Here is an 18114-nt window from a genome sequence, read left to right as displayed (position 1 = left end):
TTTGCTTACTTTCTTTGCGGCGGCAAAGAAAGTAAGTGCCGCCCCGCACAGGGGTAACGCCTGCGCCGCGAGGCGCTATCGCGGATGCCCGCGCAAAGGGCAAACACACAACGGCAACGCCTGCGCCGCGCAGGCGAATCGCGGATGCCAGCGAATCGGCAAACACTCAACACCAACACCCCAAGACCAAGACCAAGACAGACAAAAAACAAAGACAATCAAAAGCGAACGCAAAAACCGCCCGCGCCGCCAAGGCGCACAAAACCCGGAGACAAGCCAGAATGCCAACACCGAAACCCATCAGCCGCTACCCCGTCCCGACACCCGCCGAATGGCCCGACGACATCCGCGCCCGCATTCTCGAGGTCCAGAACAAGGCGGGCTTCGTGCCGAACGTGTTCCTGACACTCGCCCATCGTCCCGATGAATTCCGCGCCTTCTTCGCTTACCACGATGCCCTGATGCTCAAAGAAGGCGGCCTCACGAAAGGCGAGCGCGAAATGATCGTCGTCGCGACGAGCGCGGTCAATGACTGCCTCTACTGCGTCGTCGCACACGGCGCCATCTTGCGCATCTACGAAAAAGAGCCGTTGCTCGCGGACCAGATCGCCGTCAATCATCGCAAAGCCGATATCACGCCGCGCCAGAAAGCGATGCTCGATTTCGCGCTAAAAGTGTGCCGCGACTCGGCCAGCGTCGACGATGCCGACTTCGACGCGCTGCGCACGCACGGCTTCAGCGACGCCGACATCTGGGACATCGCCGCCATCACCGCGTTTTTCGGCCTGTCGAACCGCATGGCGAACGTCATCTCGATGCGGCCCAACGACGAGTTCTACCTGATGGGCCGCATCCCGCGCGAATAGCGATCGGAAAAACTACTGCTCCAGCGCCCGCGCGCGCGGCGCGAGGGGCGACGTCATCAGGCTTTCGAGCGACATCGGCCGCGCCAGATGGTAGCCCTGGCCATGGGCCGCGCCGATGTTGCGCAGCAGTTCGAGCGTCGCCTGATCCTCGATGCCTTCGGCGACGACCGTCAGTTCGAGCGACTCCGCCATCCGCACGATCGCACGCACGATCGCGCGGCTCCGCGCGCTCTGCGTGAGTTCCAGCACGAACGACTTGTCGATCTTCAGCCCGCTGAAGCGATACTGGTGCACATAACTCAGCGATGAAAAGCCCGTGCCGAAGTCGTCGAGCACGACGGACATGCCGCTGTCAGCGAGACTTTGCATCGTGTTGCGCGCAAGATCCGGCTCGGCCACGAGCGCGCCTTCCGTCAATTCGAGCGAAATGCGCGACGGGTGCACGCCATAGCGTTCGAGCAGCATGAGCAGTTCGTCGGCGAACTCGGGGCGCGTGATGCTATAGCTCGACAGATTGACCTGCACGGGCGGCCAGTCGAGATACTCGGGCTGCGCCAGAATTTCGGCAACGCGCGTGAGCATGTACATATCGAGACGGCCAATCAACTTGAGCCCTTCCACAGCAGGCAGAAAACGGCCCGGCGCCCAGACCTCGCCGTTCGGCTGCCGCCAGCGGATCAACGCTTCCAGCGCGACCAGCTTGCCGGTGTCGATATCGACAATAGGCTGGAAATACGGCACCAGTTCGTCGTTGCGCTTGAGCGCATTGCGCAGCGCGCCCTCCGTTTCGATCTGGTCCGACAGTTCACGGCGCATCTGCTGGTTGAATACCGCGAAGCTGTCGCGGCCGCGATTCTTCACGCGATACATGGCGGCATCGGCGTCGCGCAGCAGATCGGCAGGCTTCAGATGGTAGGCGCCGTCCGCGCTCACCACGCCGACACTGCATGAAGAGAAAACCGTGTGCTCGCCGATGTTGAACGGCGCATCGAACGCCGCGAGAATGCGCTCGGCAAGCGACAACACCGTCTGCAGATTTGCGCCGGGCACGACGACGGCGAACTCGTCGCCGCCTAACCGCGCGAGCAGATCGTCGCGCCGCAGGCATTCGCGCAGACGCTGCGCCACTTCGACGAGCAGGGCGTCCCCGAACAGATGCCCGAGGCTGTCGTTGATGACCTTGAAGCGGTCGAGATCGATGAACAGCACGGACAACGGATCGCCGCGCTCGCTGTAGCGGTGCCACGCCGCTTCGAGCCGCTCGTACAGATGCGAGCGGTTAGGCAGGCCCGTCAGCGCGTCGTGATAGTTCTCGTGCAACAGACGCGCGTTGGCCGCATCGAGTTCCTGCGTGCGCGCGAGCACGCGCCCTTCGAGTTCGAGATTCGCCGCATGCTGCGCTTCCGCGACGCGCCGCCGCGACAGCGCCGTATCGATGTGACGCGACACGAAGGTCAGCAGCTCCTGATCGCGCCTGTCATAGCGCACGCTCGACGTATAGCTCTGCACGACGAGCACGCCGCGCACCACGCTGCCGTCGAACAGCGGCACGCCGAGCCACGAGCGCAAGCGGATGTTCTCGCTGTCGAACTTGATTTCGCCCGCTTCGACAAGACGCTGGGCGTCGAGCGTATCGAGCAGGCACGGCACGCGCTGGCGTATCACGTATTCGGTCAGCCCGCGCATGCGGCGGCGCGGCGCGGGCACGTCGCGCTGCATTTCGTCGATGTAATACGGGAACGACACTTCCGCTGTCGCGGGCTCATATAGCGCAATATAGAAGTTCTTCGCGGACAGCAAGCCGCCCACGATTTCATGCAGGCTGCGAAAGAACTTGCCGATATCGACCGATTGACTCGACAGCTCCGCGATTTCGAACAATGCCGCCTGCAAATGCTGCGCGCGCTCGCGCTCGGCGATCTCTTCGCGCAGCGTATCGTTCAGCCGCGAGAGTTCGGCCGTGCGTCGCGCCACTTCGTCTTCGAGCCCGACACGGTGCAGAATGCGATCGAGCGCCATCGCCACATGTCGCGCGACGACGAGAAAGAGCGCGCGGTCCTCCGCGCTGTAAATGCGCGACGCGTCGTACACCTGCATCGTCACCATGCCGAACACTTCATCCGATGCGTTCTTCAGCGGCGCGCCCATCCAGAACTTCGGACGATGTCCGACGCAATGAAAGCGCCCCGCCGCCGACGCCTCGATGATGCCCTTCTCGTCGATCAGCAGCGGCTGGCCCGTCGTCAGCACGTGGCCCGTCAGCGACAGGCATTCGGGGTCGACGACATCCATGTGATTCGTGTCGACGGTCTCCGTGTCGATCAGATCGATGTAGTACGGGTAAGTGACTCCTCCCGTTTCCCGGTCGTAAAGCGCGAGGTAGAAGTTTTCCGCGTCGATCAGCGTGCCGAGACGCTCGTGGATGGCCTGCAGGAATTCGCCGCGTTCGCTGATCGAGCTGGCGAGATACGCAATGTCGTACAGCACGCGCTGCACGTTTTGCGCGCGCACCAGCGCATCGGCCTGCATCTGTTCGCCGATGGCACGCGCCAGCGCGCCAAAGCGCGCGTCCGTCGCGAACGATGCCGGCGCCAGCAGCCAGCCGAGCGCCAGCTCGCTGCGGCCCGTGGGCCACGCGAACCAGCCGCGCTCGACGCAGGCGTCGTGCAGCATCGCGGGCACGATCGTGCGCGGCCAGTCGAAGCGCGTCGCGCCTTCGCGCACGAGCTCGAGATGCTGGCCCGCGCGATACCACGCCCATGGCGCGCCGCTCGCGTCCACCGCGCGCGCCGCCTCGTCGATCGGTTGCGCTCCCGTCCCGTCTGCCGACAGATCGGCATTCCACATAAGTCAGCCCCTCGCGCCGTCCGTAGTTGGTTTTTTCATCGTCCGCGACCGCAGCCGGCGCGCGAGCGCGTGGCTCCGATGCAAGGCTGTTATAACGACGAAAGGGACCGCAAACTTGATGTATCTGTCCCGCAAAAATGTCGGGCGGATGAAATGAAAACGTTTGCGCCGATCCCTTTCCGATCCGGTTTTGCCCTGATTGCTGCGGAACGGCAATTGCTGCTTTGCTGACGAACGCGCCGCCGTGCATGGCCCTATGTCCCCCTTTTACCCTTCACTTGCGCGGCGCATCAGTCGAGGAGCAGACATGCAAGCACACACGAAGGGCGCCGTCCGTACCGATGTGTTCAAGCTCGGCCCGCGCGATTGGGTGCCGAACAATGCGCACTTGCCCGTGATCCTGTACCGCGACGTGCTGGACAGTAAAGGCGACGCCGACGGCGACAAGCTCGCCGACGCCTTCGAAGCGATGTTCGAACGCAACGGCTGGCCGCCGAAGTGGCGCAACGGTATTTTCGACTACCACCACTTTCACTCGTCCGCGCACGAGGTGCTCGGCATTGCGGGCGGAACGGCCGACGTAATCGTGGGCGGCCCAGGTGGGCGCGTCGTTCATCTGGAAGCGGGCGACGTGATCCTGCTGCCGGCGGGGACGGGGCACTGTCTGGAATCGTCGAGCGGACCGCTCAATGTGGTCGGCGCCTATCCGCCGGGCCAGCAATGGGACATCCGGCGCGACGCGCTCACCGACAAGGAACGCGCCGCAATGGAAGCGCTGCCCTTTCCGCACAGCGATCCCGTACTCGGCGCACAAGGCCCGCTGATCGCGAACTGGCCAGGCGCCGCGTGAGCGTGTCACCGTTGCCGGCACGCTGCATCGCCATGGTGCAGCGTCAGTGCTGCAAGCCCCAGCGCCGCACCGTGACGCGTTCCAGCGTGTCGAACACGAGATGCTCGACGATCAGCCCGATCGCGATGACGGCCGCGAGGCCCGCGAACACGCGATCCGTATAAAGCTCGTTGCGGTTCTGAAAGATGTACCAGCCAAGTCCGCCGTTGCCGCTGCTCGCGCCGAACACGAGTTCGGCCGCGATCAGCGTGCGCCACGCGAAGGCCCAGCCTACTCGCAGCCCCGCGAGAATCGACGGCAGCGCGGCGGGCACGAGTATCAGCACGACATGGCGCAGCCCCGTGAGCCCGTAGTTGCGGCCGGCCATGCGCAAGGTTGCAGGGACGGCGCGGAAACCCGCGTACGTATTGAGCGCGAGCGGCCACAGCACGGCATGCACGAGCACGAACAGGAGGCTGCCCGTGCCCAGGCCGAACCACAGCAGCGCAAGCGGCAGCAGCGCAATGGACGGCAACGGATTGAACATCGCGGTCAGCATCGACAGCAGATCGCGCCCCACGCGCGTCGACACGGCTAGCGACGTCAGCACGAACGCCAACGCAACGCCGAGCAGGTAGCCGCGCAACAGCACCGACATCGATACGGCCGTCTTCTGCAGCAGCTCGCCCGATGCGATCCCCTGCACGAAGGCCGCGAACGTCGCGCCGAAGGTGGGCAGCAGCAGGTCGTTGTCGATCGCGCGCGCGGCGATTTCCCATGTGGCGATCAGCACCAGCGCGATGATCGACTTGCTGAGCCACGACTGGTTCGCAAGACGTCGGCCGAGCGGCAACGGCGCTTCGACGGAAAGCTCGCCGACGGGTTCGAGCGGCCGCTCGTACTCGGGGCGCACGGGCGGCAGGAACGAGGAAGGCGTGCTCATCGGACGGACTCCGTTGGTTCGAACAGCAGCCGGTGAATCTGCGCGACGCGCTGCTGGAAATCGCTGCGGCCAAAGCTGTCCTGGGTGAACTGATGGCTGTTGAGTTCGGCGCGCACGCGGCCCGGATGCGGCGACAGCAGCAGAATGCGGCTACCGACGATCAACGCTTCCTCGATCGAATGCGTGACGAACAGCAGCGTGAAGCGCACTTCTTCCCATAGACGCAGCAGCTCCTCCTGCATCTTGCGGCGCGTGAGCGCATCGAGCGCGGCGAACGGTTCGTCCATCAGCAGCACGCGCGGCTGCATCGCGAGCGCGCGCGCAATCGCGACGCGCTGCTTCATGCCGCCCGACAACGTATGCGGATAGGCATCGGCAAATGCGGCAAGACCGACCTTGTCGAGATAGTGCTGCGCGCATTCTTTTGCCTCCGCGCGACTCAGCTTCTTTGCCGCCCGCAGCGGGAACGCGATGTTCTCCAGCACCGTCTTCCACGGCGGCAACTGATCGAACTCCTGAAACACGACAATGCGATCCGCGCCTGGTTCACGCACCGCTTCGCCATCGAGCGCGATCGTGCCCGACACCGGCTTGATGAAACCGCCGACGGCTTTGAGCAATGTCGACTTGCCGCAGCCGGAAGGACCGAGCAGCACGAAGCGGTCGCCGCCATAGACGTCGAAGCTGACCTCGTGCGTCGCGCGCACCACGCGCTCGCGCGCGCGGTATTCGAGGCTCACGCGATCGACGGCAAGAAGACGGCTCGAATGCACGGCCGCGTTCTGTGCATCGAGCCCGGGTGGTTCGGGAAATATCACGGAAGGATTCGCGACCATCAGCGCGCTCCCTCGAATTGAACTGCTTGCGACATGGCTTTCACGATGACGGCACCGCATGAGCAAAACCACAACATACGGCGAGCGGCCCCGCGCACCAACCAATGAAAAAGCATATTCAATGCTGTGTCATGCATAAGCGCTGTAAATCGCGCTATGACCGCGCCTGCGTCCCCTTTAGCGTTGCCATCTCCGCTCGCGCAAAAACAGAAAACCCGCTGAAATAGCGGGTTTTCGTGTGATGCGAAGTCTCGACGTTCAACTGCCCGCGGCTGTCGCCGGGTCATCGAAGAAGTAGTCCTTCCAGGATTTCGGCTCGTTGCGGATCACGCCAACGCGGTACATGAACTGCGCGAGCGCGAACGTATTTTGCGGCGCGGTCTTGAACTGCACCTGTGGATCGCGGATCACGGATAGCAGCAGATTGCGATCCGTCTTCGCCTGATTCACGCGAATGTAGATATCGGCAGCGGCTTCCGGATTGGCAGTGATGAAACGCGCGGCATCGGCGAGTCCATTGACGAAGGCGCGATAGGTCTTCGGATTCTCGCTGCGAAATTTTTCCGTTGCGTACAGCACGGTCGCCGAACCCGGCCCGCCCAGCACGTCGTATGAGTTCAGCACGATATGCGCTTTCGGATTGGCAGCGAGTTCCTGTTCCTGAAACGGCGGATTGCCGAAATGCCCCGTGATCTCCGTGCCGCCCGCGATGATGGCGGCGGCGGCATCGGGATGCGGAACCGCCTGCGTCAGCTTGTCGAGGCGGTTGTAGTCCTTGTCGCCCCAACGCTTCGCGGACGCAAACTGCAATACGCGCGATTGCACGGACACCGTGACGGCGGGCAGCGCGATGCGATCCTTGTCGGTGAAGTCGGCGATCGTCTTCACGTTGGGATTGTTCGAGACGAGGTAGTACGGCAGATTGCCGAGCGACGCGACGCCCTTCACGTTCTGCTTGCCGTGCGTGCGGTCCCAGATCGTCAGCAGCGGACCGACGCCCGCGCCCGCGACATCGATCGAGCCCGACAGCAGCGCGTCGTTGACGGCCGAACCGCCCGACAGCTTCACCCAATCGACCTTGATGTCGAGGCCTTCCTTGCGCCCTTCCTTCTCGATGAACTGCTGGTCGCGCGCAACGTTCAGCATCAGATACACAATGCCGAACTGCTCCGCGACGCGAATATGGCCTTCGGCGCGCGCATCGGGCGGCACGGCCAGCGCCGCCGCACCCAGCGACAAAGCGAGCACCGTCGCAGCGAAACGGCGGGCGAAAGAAGGCCGCGCCGCGGCGGCCGGGCGAATGGAAAACTGCATGGAAACTCCGCGGATCGAAAGTCGGAAAGAAAGAGAACCTGAGTGCTCAGAACGGCACGTCGCCTTCGATCGTCGTGCGGTACAGCTTGCGCCGCAAATGATCGGGCGTGCCCGCGGCAAGATGCATCAGCGAGCGGTTGTCCCAGAACACGAGATCGTGCTCGGCCCATTGGTGACGATAGATATGCTCGTCGCGCACGCTATGAGCGAAGAGCGCCTCGAGCAGTTCGCGGCTTTCGTCTTCGGGCAAGCCCTCGATGTGCGTCGTGAAATGCTCGCTGACGAACAGCGCCTTGCGGCCCGTTTCCGGATGCGTGCGCACGATGGGATGCACGACGGGCTTCACCTCGGCAATCTGCCCGGCCGTCAGGTTGGGCCGCCACGGACTGCGTTTTTGCAGTTCCGCGTATTTCGCGAGATACGTATGCCCCGCTTTGCGCCCTTCGACTGCGCTGCGCAAATGCGCGGGCAACGTGTCCCACGCCAGATGCATGTTTGCGAACAGCGTGTCGCCGCCTTCGGGCGGCAACTCCTGCGCATGCAGCAGCGAGCCGAGACTGGGCTTTTCCTTGTACGACAGATCCGAATGCCAGAAGTGGCCAGCATCGCCGAGTCCGATCGGCTGGCCGTTTTCGCGGATATTCGACACGATCAGCACTTCCGGATAGCCGGGCAGCTGAAATTGATGCAGCACGTGAATCTGCAGCGGTCCGAAGCGGCGGCTGAATGCGATGTGCTGCTCGGGCGTGATCCGTTGATCGCGGAACACGAGTACGTGATAGTCGAGATGCGCGCGATGAATGCGCGCGAAATCCTCCGCGCCAAGCGGCTGGCTCAAATCAAGACCGAGCACTTGCGCACCGACGGGCGCGTCGAATGGAACGATCTCGAGCGACGGTTGCGCGCCAGCGGAATGCGCTTTCGATGTCATGGGAGAAAAAGACGAAATGGGGGTGCTCACGCTGAATGTTCTTTGAGGTAGCGGCGATGGGTTGAATCTACGGCGCACGCCCGGGGCCGTCAACGAAGCAAATCCCATACTCATATCTGCCGCAGCGATAAACAGCCTGCTAGCCTGGAGAGCGGCGCTTGCCGCCCGCCTCTTGTGTGAGCCCGCTGCGCACAGTATTTGCTAGATTTCTGCCTCGGCTCACCCATTCGCGCGAACCTGCACAGCGGCACCGCTCGCTAGCGCACACACGTCGGCTGACGGGCACGAGAACTTCGGGCTAACATCGGTAACCGGCCTTCGCCGGCTCAGGGGTCTCGCACGAGTATGCAAAAGGACTTCATCTCTTCGATTGCCGTGCTGGCCGCGGTGGGAACGGGACTCAGCTGCGCGCCGGCGTTCGGGCTCGATCTCGATGGACAACTCGTGTGCAAGACCGACGCGCACGCATTCATCCAGCCGCTCCTCGACGATCAGTACATCGATCCCAATCCGATGCGCGTCGAGTCCAATTCCGTCAATGCATTTCGTCCGAAGCGCGGGCGCGATCTCACTGCATTCGGCTTTCACGTCTACGCGGTGCTCGGCTATCAACGCGACGATTCAATCTTCAGACAAGGCAGCGGCAAGGTAGAAGCCGATTCGATTTATGGCGTCGTCGTCTCGGGCCCGTCGGACTCCGTGCGCGTGCGCGTTCAGCAGGCGGGCAGCGAAGCCACCGTCAAACAGGTTCTGCCATTCGTGCTCACCGCCATCGTCTGCAGCGCCGGTTGAGGGTGTTGTTATTCGCGCATTTGGTGCATGCGTGCCATCAAACGGCCACTCAAGTTTCGCTAATCTTTTCCGCGCAATGCGTGCGTAGCGGGCTGGTCGCGCATCGCTTTTCGTAAGCATGACGCCGATTATTTCGATTTGATGACGTATTCACGCGGCTGCGCGTAACAGTCTCCTGCAGCAACACTGCGTTCAATCGAACCCCGCGTTTTCCTATACTCGCCAGGCTGTTTTATCACTCACTGTCTGGATTCGCTGGAGCAGAACTCATGAAAAAAATCCCCGCCGCCGTTGCGGTGCTCGGCGCCCTCGCCGCCACAACCGCACATGCGCAAAGCTCGGTCACGCTGTACGGCATCATCGACGCGGGTCTCATGTACACCAACAACGTGCAGAAGGGCGGCGCGAGCGGCTCGCTGTTTCAGGCGACGAGCGGCACCATCAACGGCAGCCGCTTCGGCCTGCGCGGCGCCGAAGATCTGGGCGGCGGCTACAAGGCGATCTTCGTGCTCGAAAACGGCTTCAACGTGCAGAACGGCACGCTCGGCCAGCACAGCCGTCTGTTCGGCCGCCAGGCTTTCGTGGGCCTGAGCAGCAGCACGCTCGGCACGATCACGCTGGGCCGTCAGTACGACTCGCTCGTCGATTACGTCGCGCCGCTGTCGGGCACGGCCGGCACGTTCGGCGACACGGGCTTTGCTCACCCGTTCGACAACGACAACCTGAACCACTCCGTGCGGATGAACAACGCCGTCAAGTACGCGAGCAACAATTACGCGGGCTTCAAGTTCGGCGCGTTGTACGCGTTCTCGAACAGCACCGACTTCGCGATGAACCGTGCGTATAGCGCGGGCGCGAGCTATCAATGGGGTGCGTTGAACGTCGCGGCCGGCTACCTGCAGATCAACGGCTCGAATAGCGCGACCAACACAAGCGGCGCAATCGACACGGCCGAATCCGCTGCAAACGGCACCGGCGGCTTCCAGGTTGGCGCGGGCGTCGAGCGCGTGTTCGGCGCGGGTATCAACTACGCATTCGGTCCCGCCGTGGTCGGCTTCGTGTACACGAACAGCCACTATCAGCAGTCGGCTGCGTTCGGCATGACCAACGGCTCGATGCACTTCGACAACTATGAACTGAACGCGAAGTATGCGCTGACGCCTGCCGTCACGTTCGGCCTGACGGACACATACACGGACGGCCACACGAGCGGCTCGGCCAAGTTCGGTACCGATCCGAAGTTCAACCAGGTCAACGCGCAGGCCATCTACGCGTTCTCGAAGCGCACGGACGTCTACGCCGAAGCGATGTATCAGCACGCGATCGGCCAGGGCTACGTCGCGTTCATCAACACGTCGGGCGGCGCGTCGTCGACGGCCAACCAGGTTGTCGCAACGGTGGGCATGCGCCACCGCTTCTAGGCAACGCTTGCAGGCCAACGCGTCTTTCTCCGCGCCTTGCGTATCGAGCCCGCCGCACGTTTCGTGCGGCGGGCTTTTTTACGCATGGTGCACGGCAAGCTGCGGGCATCGTTGTACGACGCGGAAGGATGCCTTCCAGCTACGCCCGTTTTTCCCGCGAGAAGCGATCCGTAGACTTCATCTGCCGGCTCATGCAACACCGCCGGCATCCACGGATCGCCATTGGGAGAACGTTTTGAAGTCCACCGTCGCCGCCGCCGTCGCCACTCTGACCGCGGCCCTGTTTGCCGCCGCACCTGCCCTCACTCACGCGCAGGAACCCAGCACCCGTCTCACGCGCGCGCAGGTGCGTCAGGAACTCGCCGATCTGGCGTCGGTCGGCTATAGCGCGGGGGGCGGCGAAGACCCGACCTATCCCGCGAAGACGCAGGCCGCGATGCAGCGGCTCACGGAAAAACGCGCGGCTCAGTCCGCGTATGGCGCGGGCGTGTCGGGCTCTTCACAGTCCGGTTCGGCGCGCGCCGCCGAGCAGTGACATCGCGATGCGTGCGCGGCTTCCTGCGACGCAGCGCGCGCAGCCGCATTGTTGAAGCGTATTCGTCAGACAAAATACGCACACGCCACGATTGTGCGTCACACGCGCAAATATACCGATCGACACCGCTTCTCCGCGCAACTGCGCGCATTTCCCCCTGCCGTTGAGCGCTTAAGCAACACGACGGCCGTGCGGCATTGACATCAAAACAACGATTAGACCGTGATCTCGGTCCGGCTTTGTGCATCGCACCATAATTTTGACTATAGTGGTGGGAAGACACGCCTTTCGCGCACGCGAAAGTGCCGACTGATCACGGATAGTCCGCCGCGAAGCGGACACCAGCCCGCCGCAGCCCCTCACGGGCTCGCGGCGCTCAGGCGAGGAGAAATCACGATGTTCGATGCCGAAATCGCCGCAAAACTGCTTAACCGCTGGACGGTCAGACCGCCCTCCGCGCAATGCGACAGCTACCTCGATTTGCTGCGCGAAGGCAATCTGCGCTTTACCCATCAAATGGGCAGCGTGACGCCGGGCGGCGTCGCAACGGAGCGTCTGTTCGATCTCGAATCGCTGGTGTTCGCCGACGGTTCGCGCGCGCTGCGTCTGCGCACGCCGGGCGCCGCGCCCGCATGGACGCAGTGGGCCGCGTTCGAACCGCCCGCCTCACAGGCAGGCGCATCGGCCGGGGCGCCGTTGGTGCACACGCCCTGCGCGCTCGAGGCACCCGAGCGCTGAGCGGTTGCGCTGACTCACTACGCTGATTGTTCGCGCCGGCGTCTGTGCCGGCACTTCATCTGGCCGCGTTGATCCGCTCGATCAGCGCCATCGCAGCGGCAGGGTTATGCGCCTTGTACCCGCTGATCACATAGATAAAGACGTCGCGCGCCTTCTTCGGCGCGGCGTCAGCATAGGTGTCGAGGCCGTCGGCTACGCCGCCCGACGCCCACGTCTGCGCGCGCTCGAGCCATTGATCGAGCAACTTCTTTGTATAGCCGAGTGGATTCTTTTCTTCCGTGCCCATGATGCGCGCGTAGACGAACGACGCCGTCGGGTCGGCGATCTGCGGATACTTCGAGTCGCCCGCGACGACGATCGCCACATCATGCTTGCGCGCGAGTGCGACGAACGCCTCGTTGCAAAAGCTCTCGTGACGGACTTCGACGGCGTGGCGCAACACGTATCCGTCTACTTTCGCGGGCAACAGTTCGAGAAAGCTGCCGAAGTCGTCGGCGTCGAACTGTTTGGTCGGCGGGAATTGCCAGTTGATCGGGCCTAGCTTCGTCTTCAGCTCGAGCACGCCGCTCGCCACGAATCGGTCGATGGAATCGCGCGCTTCCGCCAGCACGCGCCGATGTGTCGCAAAACGCGGAGCCTTCAGCGCGAACACGAAGTCGTCAGGGGTTTCGTCGTGCCACTTCGCGAAAGTCGCGGGCTTTTGCGACCCGTAGAAAGTGCCGTTGATTTCGATTGTCGTGAGCTGCCGGCTCGCGTATTCGAGTTCGCGCTTTTGCGCGAGCCCTTCCGGATAGAACACGCCGCGCCAGGGTTCGAAGGTCCAGCCACCAATCCCGACACGAATTCGCGTTGCGTCTGCATTCTTTTTTCGAGTAACCATGTTCACGCCTTGGCGCGGCCCGCGATGGAGCCGATGATGCAGAGCATAGACGATGTATGGCGTCATTTCCGCCCCGGCGCCCGGGCACGGCATGCGGACGACGCACGCGCCCGCAGCAGACGACGGCTGCGGGCGCCCCGCAAAGTCAAACGAACGGCAGCGAAATGGCCGCTCTTTTTGCTGCAACGCGACGACGCTCAGAACGCCGAACGCACGACGCCGCCGTCGGCGCGCAAGGCAGCGCCATTGGTTGCCGACGACAACTCCGAGCACACGTACACGACCATGTTTGCGATTTCTTCGGGGGTCGTAAAGCGCTGCAGGATCGAAGTGGGCCGCGCTTCCTTGAAGAACTGCTTCTCGAAGGCTTCGAAACTTTGTCCGCCCGAGAGCTTGTCGACGAACTCCTCGACGCCTTCCGAGCTGGTCGGGCCAGGCAGCACGCTATTGACCGTTACCCCCGTGCCCGCGCAGGTTTCCGCGAGACCGCGCGACAGCGCGATCTGCGCCGTCTTCGTCAAGCCGTAGTGAATCATCTCGGTCGGAATCTGGACGCCGCTCTCGCTGCTGATGAACACGACGCGCCCCCAGTTCTTCTGCTTCATGCCGGGCAGATAGGCGCGCGACAACTGCACGCCCGACATCACGTTCACATTGAAAAAGCGCAGCCATTCTTCGTTGGAGATTTCTTCGAACGGCTTCGGATCGAAAATCCCCATGTTGTTGACGAGAATATCGACGCTCGGAAAACGCTCGACGAGCTGCGCCACCTGCGCGGGATCGGCGACGTCGCCCGCGAAGCCCTGCACGGAGGCATTGGGCACTTTTGCGCGCAGCGTGTCGATCGCCTGATCGACGGACTGCTGCGAGCGTCCATTGAGGATCACGCTCGCGCCTTCACGCGCGAGACCAACTGCAATCGCGTGGCCGATCCCTTTGGTCGAGCCAGAAACGAGCGCTAGCTTGTTGCTGATCTTGAGATCCATCTGGTTTCCTTTCAAACATTGGGAAAGTGCCACGCACGCGCGGCGCGCATGGCGAAGGGGTACTCGCGAGTGTAGAGCGGCAGATGGGATCTTGCAGACGGAAGGTCGGAAATTCGCGGCCAAGCTTTCTCCGCACAGGCCTTGGAGGAACGCGAGCGAGATTTTCCAATCGGGACTAGCATCCGACAGACATTCGCGTAGCGCGCGGCGACATCCGAGCCATCCATGCAAAACGCGTCATGCAGCGCGCGATACCCAATAACGAGCTATCCACCTCATCGAGGTTACAAAAACGCTCATGAACATGCGCACCCAGCTTGCGGCGATACTCGCGTTAGCCGCTCACGCAGCCTTCGCGCAGAACAGCGTGGCGCTCTATGGACGCATCGATGGCGGCCTCCAGTATCTGAATCACATCGCGACGCCGACGGGCGGCAGCGTGTCCAGCTGGAGCGCGGAAGGTGGCGACTGGGGCATCAGCATGCTGGGCTTCAAGGGATCGGAAGATCTCGGCGGTGGAATGTCGTCTCTGTTCGATCTGGAAACGGGCTTGCAGATCATGAACGGCACGACGAGCGGCGGCCGGCTGTTCTCGCGGCGTGCGTATGCAGGGCTCGCCGACAAGCGTTACGGTCAGATCCAGGCAGGCCGCAATCTGTTCATCGACAGCGACGGCGTGTGGGAATTCGATCCGTTCGTGCAGCAGGCGTTTGCATCGGCGTCGCTGGTGCGCGGCCGCAACTGGCAGCAGACGAGCAACAACATCGAGTATCACAGCCCCGTCGTTGGCGGCTTCGATGTGCAGGGGCAATACGCATTCGGTAACCAGGCGAGCGGCTTCAATCGCGGCGCGCCTGGCGAGTTCGGCCGCTCGGACGGCATCATGCTGTCCTATCACTCGCCACTGTTCGACGTGCGCGGCATTTATGACGAACTGCGCGATGTCGATGGCCGCATGGAGAACATCTTCACGAGTTCGCGCGAGTACTTTCTCGGCGCGAACCTGCGGGTGTCGAAGTTCAAGATACAGGGCGCCTATACGCATCTGTCGGCACCCGACACCCCCGCCGGCCTCGTCGATAGCGCCGACTACTACTGGCTCGGCGCGACATGGGACGCAACGCATCAGCTCGCGGTGACGGGCGCGGCGTTCTACGTGCACCTGAGCGAAGGCGCCGGCGACGCGACGCACGACCCCGCCGGCCACGCGACGATGTTCGTGCTCGGCTCCACCTATCACTTCAGCGCCCGCACGTTCCTGTACAGCACCGTCGCGTACGTGCGCAACAGCAGCCAGGCGAACTTCTCGTTGTTCGCTACATCGCGCGATGCAACGGGCAGCGCGAACACCAACCCGCTACCCGGCGAATCGCAAACGGGCGCTTATGTCGGCATCATGCACATATTCTGAATGCGCCGTTTAACCGTCTGACGAATGAACGCACGCGTTCCGTGCTCATTCCATTCATACATCGGCTTCATGCGTGCGCCGGAATGCGCCGCGCTGTCACGCGTTTCGAGTAGTGCTTCAGTCTGCGGCGCCTGACCGCCCGTATCGCGCCGCGCGAGCGACTATTATTGAATCGGACACAGATTCAACCTGAGACGCAAGCCAACGAGATCACCACACGCACGCAAGATCGCGTGCGCATCGCATCTCTCCAGGTTCGACTTTGAACCGCGGCACTCGCGCTCCTGCCGCTGACGGGCACGCTTGCAGCCCACGCTCAGCAGCCAATGGCACGGAGTGGTCAGCGAACGCGGTCAGAACGATTTCAACCTTGACGGAGGTGCACGATGAACAACCCCATCTACGAAGAGCGTCTCGAACTGCTTGGCCTGATCGCGCGCAACCTGCTCAACATCGACGCGCTCGACGAATATCCTGACCTGCTCGCCGCGCTGGAAGCGGCCTATGACGCCGGCCTGTGGGTCGGCCACAGCGTCGGCCGCAGCGAACATGCGTATGCCGTGTGAGATGCAGGCCGCTGTACTCGCTTTCGCGCGTGAGCGGCCCGCATGGTGGCGCGCCCTGAGTTATCAGGCGGCCTTGGCGCTGGGCGCCGTCTGCGGCGGCGTTGCTACGTGCGCGTCGTCCTTGGGCTGCTGCGCAATCTGCTCGCGCAGCTTGATCAACGCCAGCACGGTATCGATAGTCGGCGTCTGATGCCCAACCAGACGCCCCATCTCCTGCACGACGGTCAGCAACGGATCGATCTCCATCGGGCGTCCGGCTTCGAGATCCTGCAGCATCGACGTCTTGTGCGCGCCCACCGCGCCCGCGCCGTTGATGCGCTTCTCGACATCCACGCGGAAATGCACGCCGAACCGCTCAGCCACGTTCTGCGCTTCGAGCATCATCGTCTTCGCCACCGCGCGCGTGCCGACGTGGCTCGTAATGACATCGAGCGTCGCGTGCGTCAACGCGCTGATCGGGTTGAAGCACAGATTGCCCCACAATTTCAGCCAGATTTCGTCGCGGATGTTCTCGCGCACGGGCGCTTCGAGGCCCGCTGCCACCATCACATCGGAGAACGCCTGAACGCGTGCCGAGCGCGTGCCGTCCGGCTCGCCGATCGGAAACTTCTTGCCGTACACATGCTTGATCACGCCCGGCTCAACGATTTCCGCTGCCGGATAAACCACGCAGCCAATCGCGCGCTCGGGTCCGAGCTTCTTCCACTGCGTGCCGCCCGGGTCGATGCTCTCGAGCGTCGTGCCCGCGAACTCGCCGCCGTGCTTGTAGAAGTACCAGTACGGAATGCCGTTGACGGCCGTGACGATCGCCGTCTCGGGTCCGAGCAACGGCTGCATCGCATCGACGACGCCCGGCACTGAATGCGCCTTCAGCGCGACGATCACGTAGTCCTGCGGACCGAGTTCGCGCGGGTCCGAAGAACAGCGCACATTGACGAGCCGCTCGGTATCGTCCGTCAGAAGACGCACGCCGTTGCGCTGCATCGCGGCCAGATGCGGACCGCGCGCGACAAAACTGACCTCGGCGCCCGCGAGCGCCAGTTGCGCGCCGACATAGGCGCCAATCGCGCCGGCTCCATAAACACAGATCTTCATCTATCTGCTCCCATTCCAAGAAGTGATCGGTGAGATCGAGCCGGGGCGTCCATCGACGCAGCGCGCAACCGTCATGATCGATTCATCGTCGACTCATGTGAGATTACGTCCCCGGCTCAAGCATGTTGATTGCGTGTTCGGTGTGCGTGCGACACGCACGCTAGGCGACCATCTCCGGCTGCCGTGCGGCCGCAAGCTGGTTCGGCAATGCGCCGATGCCGTCGATCGACACGATGACCGTCGAGCCGTCCTTGATCGAGCCCACGCCCACCGACGTCCCGCAGGCGATCACATCGCCGGGCATCAGCGTCATATCGTGCGAGATCATGCTGACCTGTTGCTCGGGCGTGAAGATCATGTCGGAGAGCGGATAGTTCTGCCGCTCGACTTCGTCCAGACGCGTGACCACATGCGCGCTGCGCCAGTCGAAGCCGCGTTCGATCACGGGCCCGATACAGCTGAACGTATCGAAGCCCTTCGAGCGGCACCATTGCGCGAAATTCGGATCTTCGTTGAGCAGATCGACGGCCGTGACGTCGTTGACGCAGGTGTAGCCGAAGATGTATTCACCGGCTTCGTCGGCGCTCACGTTCGCGCAACGCTTGCCGATCACGATGCCGAGTTCGCCTTCGTACGCGATCTTGCCGCTATAGCCTTTCGGGCGGCGAATCGGCTCGCCCGGGCCGATCACCGACATCGGCGGCTTGATCAGAAAGAGTGGATGCGACGGCGCGGCCTTGCCGAGCTTCTGCGACAGCGCGTGAAAATTGTTCCAGAGCGCCACAACCTTGGAAGGCACGCATGGACTGAGCAACTGCACGTCGTCGAGTTTCCACTGCCTGCCGTTGGCCGCGGCCTCGCCGAACATGTCGCCGTCGAACTCAGCAATACTGCCGTTATCGAGCACGCCAAAACCGATATGACCTTGCGGCTGCCGAAAGCGTATCCACGATGTCATCGAACCGTCTCCAGAATGTTTTTATCGACCGACACGGTGAATACGCCCGCGTCACGAGTTTTCATGTTCAGATCGCGCCGCACGCCTTGAGCGCGTCGATCTGCGCGGGCGAATAGCCGAGTTCGGCCATCACCTCGTCCGTGTGTTCGCCCAACAGCGGCGAGCG

The 18114-nt window shown here is 62.9% G+C and carries 17 protein-coding genes; 8 read left to right on the top strand and 9 right to left on the bottom strand.

Features of this window, described 5'->3' with window-relative positions:
* Positions 1–281 precede the first annotated feature (281 nt).
* The gene (locus tag H3V53_RS39225) at positions 282–866 is read left to right on the top strand and encodes a peroxidase-related enzyme (protein WP_336602417.1); all 585 of its coding nucleotides are present in this window, start codon (positions 282–284) and stop codon (positions 864–866) included.
* A 12-nt stretch (positions 867–878) separates the two neighbouring features.
* On the opposite strand, the gene H3V53_RS39220 is transcribed toward H3V53_RS39225, so the two are convergent.
* The gene (locus tag H3V53_RS39220; protein ID WP_336602415.1) at positions 879–3713 is read right to left on the bottom strand and encodes a bifunctional diguanylate cyclase/phosphodiesterase; all 2835 of its coding nucleotides are present in this window, start codon (positions 3711–3713) and stop codon (positions 879–881) included.
* Positions 3714–4020: 307 nt separating this feature from the next.
* Here H3V53_RS39220 and H3V53_RS39215 point away from each other — a divergent pair, with 307 nt between their 5' ends.
* Positions 4021–4563, top strand: coding sequence for a cupin domain-containing protein (locus tag H3V53_RS39215; RefSeq protein WP_054924624.1), 543 nt, complete (start codon positions 4021–4023; stop codon positions 4561–4563).
* Positions 4564–4606: 43 nt separating this feature from the next.
* Here the strand turns inward: H3V53_RS39215 and H3V53_RS39210 are convergent, their stop codons facing one another.
* The 4 genes from H3V53_RS39210 to H3V53_RS39195 all read right to left on the bottom strand — a co-directional run bounded on the left by H3V53_RS39210 (position 4607) and on the right by H3V53_RS39195 (position 8566).
* Entirely contained in the window at positions 4607–5485 is an 879-nt protein-coding gene (locus H3V53_RS39210; RefSeq protein ID WP_336602414.1) for an ABC transporter permease, read from the bottom strand.
* On the bottom strand, positions 5482–6321 hold the full coding sequence (locus H3V53_RS39205; protein WP_336602413.1) for an ABC transporter ATP-binding protein: 840 nt from the start codon (positions 6319–6321) through the stop codon (positions 5482–5484). Before H3V53_RS39205 ends, H3V53_RS39210 begins: the two co-directional genes overlap by 4 nt.
* A 258-nt stretch (positions 6322–6579) precedes the next feature.
* Positions 6580–7635, bottom strand: coding sequence for an ABC transporter substrate-binding protein (locus H3V53_RS39200; protein ID WP_336602412.1), 1056 nt, complete (start codon positions 7633–7635; stop codon positions 6580–6582).
* Positions 7636–7681: 46 nt separating this feature from the next.
* Positions 7682–8566, bottom strand: coding sequence for a TauD/TfdA dioxygenase family protein (locus tag H3V53_RS39195; RefSeq protein WP_336602416.1), 885 nt, complete (start codon positions 8564–8566; stop codon positions 7682–7684).
* A 345-nt stretch (positions 8567–8911) separates the two neighbouring features.
* On the opposite strand from H3V53_RS39195, the gene H3V53_RS39190 reads away from it, so the two are divergent.
* The 4 genes from H3V53_RS39190 to H3V53_RS39175 all read left to right on the top strand — a co-directional run bounded on the left by H3V53_RS39190 (position 8912) and on the right by H3V53_RS39175 (position 12052).
* Positions 8912–9358, top strand: a complete 447-nt coding sequence (locus H3V53_RS39190; protein ID WP_054924629.1) for a hypothetical protein — start codon at positions 8912–8914, stop codon at positions 9356–9358.
* Between the two features lie 269 nt (positions 9359–9627).
* A complete protein-coding gene (locus H3V53_RS39185; protein WP_336602411.1) occupies positions 9628–10779 on the top strand; it encodes a porin in 1152 nt (383 codons plus the stop codon).
* Between the two features lie 235 nt (positions 10780–11014).
* Entirely contained in the window at positions 11015–11314 is a 300-nt protein-coding gene (locus H3V53_RS39180; RefSeq protein WP_336602410.1) for a DUF4148 domain-containing protein, read from the top strand.
* A gap of 396 nt (positions 11315–11710) precedes the next feature.
* Entirely contained in the window at positions 11711–12052 is a 342-nt protein-coding gene (locus H3V53_RS39175) for a hypothetical protein (protein WP_336602409.1), read from the top strand.
* 55 nt (positions 12053–12107) lie between these two features.
* On the opposite strand, the gene H3V53_RS39170 is transcribed toward H3V53_RS39175, so the two are convergent.
* Complete coding sequence (locus tag H3V53_RS39170; protein WP_336602408.1) at positions 12108–12932, bottom strand: DUF72 domain-containing protein; 825 nt, start codon at positions 12930–12932, stop codon at positions 12108–12110.
* A 197-nt stretch (positions 12933–13129) separates the two neighbouring features.
* The gene (locus H3V53_RS39165) at positions 13130–13918 is read right to left on the bottom strand and encodes an SDR family oxidoreductase (RefSeq protein ID WP_054924633.1); all 789 of its coding nucleotides are present in this window, start codon (positions 13916–13918) and stop codon (positions 13130–13132) included.
* A 298-nt stretch (positions 13919–14216) separates the two neighbouring features.
* On the opposite strand from H3V53_RS39165, the gene H3V53_RS39160 reads away from it, so the two are divergent.
* Both H3V53_RS39160 and H3V53_RS39155 read left to right on the top strand, forming a co-directional pair.
* On the top strand, positions 14217–15329 hold the full coding sequence (locus tag H3V53_RS39160; RefSeq protein WP_336602407.1) for a porin: 1113 nt from the start codon (positions 14217–14219) through the stop codon (positions 15327–15329).
* Positions 15330–15715: 386 nt separating this feature from the next.
* A complete protein-coding gene (locus tag H3V53_RS39155; protein ID WP_054924635.1) occupies positions 15716–15895 on the top strand; it encodes a hypothetical protein in 180 nt (59 codons plus the stop codon).
* Between the two features lie 63 nt (positions 15896–15958).
* Here the strand turns inward: H3V53_RS39155 and H3V53_RS39150 are convergent, their stop codons facing one another.
* Complete coding sequence (locus H3V53_RS39150; RefSeq protein ID WP_336602406.1) at positions 15959–16990, bottom strand: 2-dehydropantoate 2-reductase; 1032 nt, start codon at positions 16988–16990, stop codon at positions 15959–15961.
* A 160-nt stretch (positions 16991–17150) separates the two neighbouring features.
* Positions 17151–17948: a fumarylacetoacetate hydrolase family protein gene (locus tag H3V53_RS39145; protein WP_054924637.1), complete on the bottom strand. Its 798-nt coding sequence runs from the start codon at positions 17946–17948 to the stop codon at positions 17151–17153.
* Positions 17949–18114: the final 166 nt, after the last annotated feature.

This window comes from Paraburkholderia bengalensis, from assembly GCF_037126505.1.
GTDB lineage: Bacteria > Pseudomonadota > Gammaproteobacteria > Burkholderiales > Burkholderiaceae > Paraburkholderia > Paraburkholderia bengalensis.
This window is presented reverse-complemented; position numbering and strand designations above follow the sequence as displayed.

What these genes read in the sequence shown, in the direction of transcription:
- H3V53_RS39225 (WP_336602417.1), top strand. Translation starts at nt 282, where the DNA reads ATGCCAACACCGAAACCCATCAGCCGCTACCCCGTCCCGACACCCGCC.
- H3V53_RS39220 (WP_336602415.1), bottom strand. Translation starts at nt 3,713, where the DNA reads ATGTGGAATGCCGATCTGTCGGCAGACGGGACGGGAGCGCAACCGATC.
- H3V53_RS39215 (WP_054924624.1), top strand. Translation starts at nt 4,021, where the DNA reads ATGCAAGCACACACGAAGGGCGCCGTCCGTACCGATGTGTTCAAGCTC.
- H3V53_RS39210 (WP_336602414.1), bottom strand. Translation starts at nt 5,485, where the DNA reads ATGAGCACGCCTTCCTCGTTCCTGCCGCCCGTGCGCCCCGAGTACGAG.
- H3V53_RS39205 (WP_336602413.1), bottom strand. Translation starts at nt 6,321, where the DNA reads ATGGTCGCGAATCCTTCCGTGATATTTCCCGAACCACCCGGGCTCGAT.
- H3V53_RS39200 (WP_336602412.1), bottom strand. Translation starts at nt 7,635, where the DNA reads ATGCAGTTTTCCATTCGCCCGGCCGCCGCGGCGCGGCCTTCTTTCGCC.
- H3V53_RS39195 (WP_336602416.1), bottom strand. Translation starts at nt 8,566, where the DNA reads ATGACATCGAAAGCGCATTCCGCTGGCGCGCAACCGTCGCTCGAGATC.
- H3V53_RS39190 (WP_054924629.1), top strand. Translation starts at nt 8,912, where the DNA reads ATGCAAAAGGACTTCATCTCTTCGATTGCCGTGCTGGCCGCGGTGGGA.
- H3V53_RS39185 (WP_336602411.1), top strand. Translation starts at nt 9,628, where the DNA reads ATGAAAAAAATCCCCGCCGCCGTTGCGGTGCTCGGCGCCCTCGCCGCC.
- H3V53_RS39175 (WP_336602409.1), top strand. Translation starts at nt 11,711, where the DNA reads ATGTTCGATGCCGAAATCGCCGCAAAACTGCTTAACCGCTGGACGGTC.
- H3V53_RS39170 (WP_336602408.1), bottom strand. Translation starts at nt 12,932, where the DNA reads ATGGTTACTCGAAAAAAGAATGCAGACGCAACGCGAATTCGTGTCGGG.
- H3V53_RS39165 (WP_054924633.1), bottom strand. Translation starts at nt 13,918, where the DNA reads ATGGATCTCAAGATCAGCAACAAGCTAGCGCTCGTTTCTGGCTCGACC.
- H3V53_RS39160 (WP_336602407.1), top strand. Translation starts at nt 14,217, where the DNA reads ATGAACATGCGCACCCAGCTTGCGGCGATACTCGCGTTAGCCGCTCAC.
- H3V53_RS39155 (WP_054924635.1), top strand. Translation starts at nt 15,716, where the DNA reads ATGAACAACCCCATCTACGAAGAGCGTCTCGAACTGCTTGGCCTGATC.
- H3V53_RS39150 (WP_336602406.1), bottom strand. Translation starts at nt 16,990, where the DNA reads ATGAAGATCTGTGTTTATGGAGCCGGCGCGATTGGCGCCTATGTCGGC.
- H3V53_RS39145 (WP_054924637.1), bottom strand. Translation starts at nt 17,948, where the DNA reads ATGACATCGTGGATACGCTTTCGGCAGCCGCAAGGTCATATCGGTTTT.